The sequence below is a fragment of the bacterium genome (genome assembly GCA_026398675.1).
Lineage (GTDB): Bacteria > RBG-13-66-14 > RBG-13-66-14 > RBG-13-66-14 > RBG-13-66-14 > RBG-13-66-14.
In genome coordinates this window covers 1-7,060 of the sequence record JAPLSK010000328.1, presented here as the reverse complement: position 1 = coordinate 7,060, position 7,060 = coordinate 1, and the positions used below count along the sequence as shown (strand labels likewise).

Annotated in this window: 6 protein-coding genes and 1 pseudogene; all 7 read right to left on the bottom strand. The window is 65.2% G+C overall.

Translation table 11 applies throughout. The features are described 5' to 3' along the window. Positions 1 to 2,137: HDIG domain-containing protein (locus NTW26_09590; GenBank protein MCX7022505.1), on the bottom strand; the 2,137-nt coding region annotated here is incomplete at its 3' end. Then, positions 2,134 to 3,101, bottom strand: a pseudogene (locus NTW26_09585) (PhoH family protein). The pseudogene NTW26_09585 and the gene NTW26_09590, both read right to left, overlap by 4 nt. Before the next feature lie 139 nt (positions 3,102 to 3,240). Beyond that, entirely contained in the window at positions 3,241 to 3,762 is a 522-nt protein-coding gene (locus NTW26_09580) for a DUF2062 domain-containing protein (GenBank protein MCX7022504.1), read from the bottom strand. A gap of 53 nt (positions 3,763 to 3,815) precedes the next feature. After that, complete coding sequence (locus tag NTW26_09575; protein MCX7022503.1) at positions 3,816 to 4,880, bottom strand: hypothetical protein; 1,065 nt, start codon at positions 4,878 to 4,880, stop codon at positions 3,816 to 3,818. A gap of 4 nt (positions 4,881 to 4,884) precedes the next feature. Next, positions 4,885 to 5,565, bottom strand: a complete 681-nt coding sequence (locus NTW26_09570; GenBank protein ID MCX7022502.1) for a cytochrome b N-terminal domain-containing protein — start codon at positions 5,563 to 5,565, stop codon at positions 4,885 to 4,887. Between the two features lie 6 nt (positions 5,566 to 5,571). Continuing rightward, positions 5,572 to 6,510, bottom strand: coding sequence for a hypothetical protein (locus NTW26_09565; GenBank protein ID MCX7022501.1), 939 nt, complete (start codon positions 6,508 to 6,510; stop codon positions 5,572 to 5,574). A gap of 14 nt (positions 6,511 to 6,524) precedes the next feature. After that, positions 6,525 to 7,060 (bottom strand): hypothetical protein (locus NTW26_09560; GenBank protein MCX7022500.1); only part of this gene is annotated, 536 nt, incomplete at its 5' end.

Below are 7,060 nucleotides of genomic sequence, written 5' to 3'. Positions count from 1 at the left end.
GGGTGCTGGCGAAGGAGTCGCTTATCGTCGAGAGGTCGGCCAGGGTGAGGTCGCACTCGGCCAGTTGACCGTCCATGAACCGCGAGTTCACGACGTTGCGCACCAGGAGACGGATGGCGGATACGCTCGTGTTCGACAGGGTGCGGCTTGCGCTCTCCACGGCGTCGGCCAGCATGACGATGGCCGTCTCCTTAGACTGGGTCAGAGGGCCCGGGTAGCGGAAGTCGTTCTTGTCGAGGCTCTTATGCTCGTCCAGGCGGAGCGCCTGCTGGTAGAAAAAGCTGATCAGGCCGGTCCCGTGGTGCTCGGCGATGAAGTCCACGATGCCACGGGGGAGCCGGTTCCGCTTCGCCAGCTCGATCCCCTCCTTGACGTGGCTCTTGATGACGAGGGTGCTCATCGAGGGCGAGAGGTTCACGTGCTTGGACGCCTGCTCGGGGTTATTCTCGGAGAAGTACTCCGGTTTGGTCAGCTTGCCGATGTCGTGGTAGTAGGCTCCCACTCGGGCCAACATGGCGTTGGCCCCGACGGCTCCCGCCGCCGCCTCCACCAGTATGCCCACGTTCAGGCTGTGGTAGAAGGTGCCGGGCGCCTCCTGTTTCAAACGCGCGAGGATGGGCTGGTTCAGGTCGGAGAGCTCGAGAAGCTTGACCGGTGTGGTGACGTGGAAGAGGTTCTCGAAGAGGGGCAGGACGAGGCTGGCCAGGAAAACGCCGATGATGGCCCCCACGGTGCCCAGAACGGCGTTGGACAGGGTGGCGGCCCATGTGTCGGAGAGGGAGAGGCCGATGGCGGCGATGATCAGTAACTTGGCCCCGGCCACCTTGAGGGAAATCCAGTAGAGCGAGCTCCGGTGCCGCAGCGTGCTGGCGGAGAAAACCGCCGCCAGCCCGCCGGTGAGAAAAACGAAGAGGTAGCGGACCTCGAAACCGGTCAAAAGCCCCAGGAGCACGCTCGTGACCAGCACGCCGACGACGGCGATGGAGACGTCCAGGAGGGTGGCCAGGAGCACCCCGGCCAGAGCGGCGGGCAGGAGGTATCCGATCTGGGGCACCCGCTGGAAGAAGGCCGTGACCAGCCCCTGGGACAGACTGACGGTCAGTATCAAGACCAGGCCGATCAGTATCCACGACCGCGTGTCCGAAAATGTATCCCGGCGGTACTTGTAGAGGAAGAAGCCTAAGATGAAGAGGAACACGGCTATTATCGCCGCCCGGCCCAGAATGACGTAGACGATGCCCTGGCTTGTGCGGAAGGCCTCCAGGGCTTCCAGCTTGCGGTACACCTCCGGGGTGACGACCTCGTGGGCCGCGGCGATTCGCTCGTTCTCGCTGACCCAGAAGGCGACGCGGTCCACCGAGACCCCGGCCGCTTCCAGGCGTTCCCGGGTCGCCTGCTCATCGAGGTAGATGGTCGGGCGACAAAAACCCAGAGCGAGCGTCACGAGCTCACTCGTAAGCTCCGGCGACGAGAGGTGGGGCTCGAAGAGCTCGGTTATCTTCCCCCGGACCGTCTCGAGGTCGGAGATCTCGGAATAGGAGAGCCCGTAGTAGAGCTCGTCGTTGGGGTAGCGCAGGAGGATACCGTTGACGATGTCCGCCTCGGAGAGCCGCGTCCGGTCCTCCACCACCCCCCCCTTGAACGTGTCCGAAAGGGAGAGGGGGAGGTTGGCGAACTCGTTGAAGAGCTCGTCGTTTCTGTCCAGTCTTCTCAAAAGCTCGGTGGAGATGGAAAGGCGGTAGCGTCCGTCCAGGCTCTTCGCCAGATCTTTATAACCTTGCGCCTCCGCGCCCCCCGGCTCTTCGAAAGCCTGTTTGAGATCGTCTATGAGGTTGGAGAACTCCCGCCAGCTCCCCTGGAGCTCGTCCTCGGAGTAAACGTAAGCCGAGCGCACCGTGGCGCGCTTTATGGCGAGCTCGCCTTCGAGCTCCTCCGGGGTTTTCAGGACGGGGTATTTGATTGGGCTGATGACGTCATCGGACGCCACGTCGCCCACCTGGAGGGCTACGGAGTAGAGGGTCTTTGAGGGGAAGGTTATCACGGCGAGAATCGTGATGATTCCGACGCCGATGGCGAGTCTTTTGAAAACGTCGGGCCCGGAAAGGTGGAGGGGCTGGATTTTATTATTCCGGCTCATTCCGCCTTCCCCTCCTTTTCGAAACGCTCGTAGGCCTCGACGATGCGGGCCACCAGACCGTGACGGACGATGTCGGCCTTGGTCAGGTACACGAAAGCGATGCCGTCAATCCCAGCGAGGGTTTTCTGGGCCAGGACCAGCCCGCTCACCGCCGGGTCCGGGAGGTCAATCTGGGTGATGTCCCCCACCACCGCCGCCCGGCTGTTCTGCCCCAGGCGGGTGAGGAACATCTTCATCTGCGGTTGGGTGCAGTTCTGCGCCTCGTCGAGGATGACATAGGCGTTGTCCAGGGTGCGACCGCGCATGTAGGCCAGGGGTACGATCTCTATCACGCCGTGCTCGATCAGGTTGTTGATGCGCTCGCCCTTGAGCATGGTGTAGAGAGCGTCGTAGAGCGGCCTCAGGTAGGGCGCGATTTTCTCCTCGGGTGCCCCGGGAAGGTAGCCCAGGCTCTCCCCGGCCTCGACCGCCGGTCGGGCCAGCACCAGGCGGCTGACCGTTCCGCGGTGGAGGTAGGAGAGTCCCGTCGCCACCGAGAGGTAGGTCTTCCCCGTTCCGCTGGACCGATGGCCAGGGTGATGTCGTGGGCGAAGAGCGTCTCTATCAAACGCTTCTGCCCGGCGGTGCGCGGCTTGACGACCTTCCGGGAGCCCACGGGGATGTCGGTGCCCACGATTTCGTCGAAGCCTTGCCGCCGTTGGATCGGTTCGTCGAGGTTGGCCACCGCCGTCCGGATGTCGGCCTCGGTCACGGTGTGGCCCTTGGCCGCCGCCAGCGCGAGGTGGGTCAGGAGGTCGCCGGTGGCCGCCACCGCGTCCTCGTCGCCGCTGAGGGTGGCCCGGGCGTCGCGCAGGACCAGGCGCACGCCGGTGAGCTCTTCCAGCAGGCGCAAGTTGGCGTCGGCTGGTCCGCAGAGCTCGGCGTAGCGCCCGTTCAGGTCCAGTTCCAGAGTGGTCGTTCGCACGGTCGTTCTCGGGAGTTGGTTTCGCGCCGGGGCTGACCCCGGCACTCGATGTTACTCCGCCCCAGGAATGAGCCGGAGCCGATGCTGCGCCTGAATTATACCCCAGGGCCGCGGGATAGGCAACCGACGGGGATTGGAGTCATTGGGGGGCGGGGTCGGGGAGGCTCGATGGATGGCGGAGCGCGCGCCTCTTCAGGTACGCCCCGACCGCCTGGTATCCGAGGAAGTAGAATACCAGGGCCATCCCGACGGCCAGGACGGTGTTGCCGGCCAGGTAGGTCCAGACGACGTCGCCAGCGGTGGACCAGATATGACCCTCGTCCAGCATCTGCGCCAGACCGCCCACATCCGCGCCGGTGAGCCAGGAGCCCAGGGTGAAGGACAGGCCCCAGAAGAAGGGGGAGGTGATCGGGTTCATGATGGCCGAGCCGACGACGGCGGACACCTTGGAGAAGCGGAAGAGGAAGGCCAGGCCGAGGGCCAGAAGCGCCCCCAGACCGAAGGTGGGGAAGATACCGATGAAGACGCCCACGGCCAGCCCCAGGGCCGCTTTGTGCGGCGAGGCGTCCGAGCGCAGGAAGCGCAGGAACTGGAGACGAAGCCAGCGCCTCGTCCGCTGCCAGAGGGTCTTGCCCTTGAGATGTCTCTTTTTCTTAGTCATGTCAAGGGGCCCGGTGAAGAGCCCCGTGGTTGTGATTCGGACGAAGGATCGGCCTATTTTCCGGGGACCGTCACCGTGTGGCACGCCGCGCAGTCCGAGCCCTGGACGCCGTAGAGGCCGTGTACGTCGCCGTCCGCCTTGGTGAAGAGGCACTTGATCCCGCCCGCTCCGGTCTCGGTCAGCTCGTCGTGGCACGCCAGGCAGCCCCGTCCGCCCAGCGGCGGATGCTCGCCCACCAGCCTCATCTCGGGGAATTCACGCAGAACCTCGACGGCGCCGCCGCGCTGGAAGCCGAACTCGTGGCAGCGTAAGCAGGTGCTGACCGGCAGTGAGGGGTGCGGCTCGCTCGCCGGGGTCCTCCGGTATTCGAAGACGTAGCGATCGCCGCCGGCGCGCATCCGGTCCAGCCGCGTAGCGCCGGGCGTCACGGAGTCGGCCTTCGGCGCGTGGGGGTTGTGGCAGTCCGAGCAGCGGTGGGTGCCGGGGAAGAGGCCGGCGGGAGTCGTCTCGCCTTCGGGCGAAACCCGCTCCTCGGCGTGCCAGAAGTAGTTCACCAGCCGGGGGTCGTCCAGGTGGCACGTCATGCAGTTCTCATCGGGCACCGCCCCCCGGGCGGCGATGCCCAGCGGATTCCGCGGACCCTCCCAGTGGCCGTGGCAGCGGTAGCAGAGCCCCCACTCGGCCCCCGGCGTGTTGTTGGAGCCCTGGGGGACGGCGAAGAAGCCGTAGGCCGCGTAGAGGCCGAGCCAACCCAGGATGAACAGGCCGCCGAGAACCGCCGTCACCCGCTTCGCCTTGACCGTCCGGCGGTCGCCCGGGTCCAGGCGGGGGATGAAGAACAACAGGATGACGAAGCCCGTAGCGAGACCGATGCCGATGGCCACCAGCCAGTCGGGCAGGGCGTTGAATTCGTGGAAGATGAAGCTCTCGGGCTTGCCTTCACCCGCCGGGTCGGCGGCGGGTCCGGTGACTCCGGGCCAGACGACGGCGGCGACGACCAGAAGAACCACCAGGATAAGCCCCACCAGGAGCTCGAACATGGCGAAGTCGGGGAAGAAGGGCTTGTCCTTCGGCGGCTCCTTCTCCTTGCGCCTGAATAATCTGAATGTTTTCGCCATCGGATTAAAGCGGTTCGGCGATGCCTTGGCGCCGGATCATCACGAAGTGGAACAGAAGCAAAATGAAAATCACCAGAGGCAGCACGATGACGTGGTTGTCGAAGAAGAACCCCAGCGCCTCGCCGCCCACCGGCGTCACGCTGGTGACGATTCCGGCGAGGAGGTCGCCGACGATGGGAATCTGTTTGAGGGCCCCGACGAGGGTGGCGGCGATTTCGAAGCCCCGCTGGTCCCAGGGGAGGACGAAGCCGGAGATGTAGAACCCGACGGTTGTGACCAGGAGCAGCACGCCGGCGATCCAGTTCAGCTCGCGCGGCTTCTTGTAGGCCCCCGTGAGGAAGACGCGTACCATGTGGGCCACGCAGAGCACCATCATCACGTTGGCGGCCCAGTGGTGAATGCCCCGGACGAGCCAGCCCAGCCACACGTCTTTCATTATATAGCCGATGGACTCCGCCGCCCCCGTGGGCGTGGGCCGGTAGTGCTGGAGGAGGATGAGCCCGGTGACGACCAGGACCAGGAAGGTGACCAGGGTCAGCCCGCCGAGGCAGTAGTACCACTTCCGGGCCCAGGGGTGGACCGGTTTCTGCATGGCCTCGACGACCCAGCGCTTCAAGCGGAAGCGCTCGTCGAGCCACTTCAACCACCGGCTTTCGCCTATTTTCTTTCGGGTCGCTTCGGACATGATACCTTAGAATGAATCGAAGAACGTTTCCCAGCCGCCGTCTTCGCGCATCACGCAGAACCTGCCCGTCCCGTCCAGCGCCGCGACGTAGTAGCGGTCCGAGCCTTCGTGGACCAGGGACCCCACCTCGAAGGGCGGTTCACCGGGGAAGGGCTCCCCCAGGGTGACGAAACTGCCCCCCTCGTCGGAATGGACCTGTCCCGCCCCGTCCATGACCAGGACGAAGACGTTCAGGGACGTCGGTTCGTAGAAACCGGTAACGGAATACGGCGCAACCTCGGTGTCGAGCATGACCGCGTAGATTTTCCAGTTATCATCGAAGCGCGTGTAGAGCGCACCTATGGCATCCACGGCCAGAAAGAGGGTGACGCCGGTCGTGGCGTAATGAAGGACGTCCAGGTCGTAGGGTGGCGTTCCGATGATAGGGTCCGCGAAGGCCTCCCAGGTATCACCGTACCGCCAGAGCCGGCCCCCGGAGTCGAGGGCGTAAAGCTCCACCCCGCCGTCGGCCGCGGCGTAACCCCCGAGGCGATAGGGGCTTTCCCCGGCGAGCGCGTCCCCCTCGGGCCGCCACTCGTCGCCGTTGACCTCGTAGAGCTGCCCCGCCCCGTCCAGGACGAAGATGTTGACCGTTCCGGGGCGGCTTGCCGAAACGTCGGTTCGGTTCAGCACCAGGAGGTCGCGGGGACCGGCGCCCGGGCAGGGGGTGTTCACCGCGTTCCACCCCGCGGCTTCCCCCTGATAGAGCTGCCCGGCGTCGTCCAGGGTGAAGATGACGTCGGTGTCGGAGTCGGGGACGTAGACGGCGCTGAGCCTCGCGGAAAAGACCGGCACCGCGAGGATTAACATGAGCGGGAAAAACGAGTGGAGCGAGTAATGCCCCTGGCAAAACGAGTGGAGCGAGTAATGCCCCTGGCAAAATGTTTTGGATAAGTGCACGCGCATGGGTCCGTTGAACCTCATTCGAAGGAGTCGCAGAGCGTGACCCACTCGCCGGTGGGTTTCATGGAAAAAAGCGCGCCGGTCGAGTCCACGGCGAAAATCATGTGCGTGCCGCGACTCTCCATCCGGTACACGGTGAGATCCCGGGGGGGCGTGCCGCCGCACGGCTCACCGAACGCCTCGTACACGTCGCCCTGCGGCAGGAACAGCCGACCGGCGCCGTCCAGGACCCGGAGCTCCGTCCAGGCCCCCTCGTCGGCGGTCGCGTTCACGAAGCCGTCCAGCCGGTAGGGCGCCGTACCGCCGGGGATTTGGGCGTAATCTTCCCAGCCGGTTTCCGTGCTACGGCTGATGCGCCCCGTCTCGTCAATCACGAAGAGGTACGTCTCCCCCAGGGCGGTGACGTCCTGGGTGGTCAGGGCCAGAAAATCGGTGGGGGCGGCGCCGGTGTAAGCGAAACCGTTGGGGTACGGCTCCCAGGTGAACGCAAGCATGTCGAAGTACCACAGGCGGCCATCACCGTCCAGCGCGATGGGGAAAATACCGGCCACCT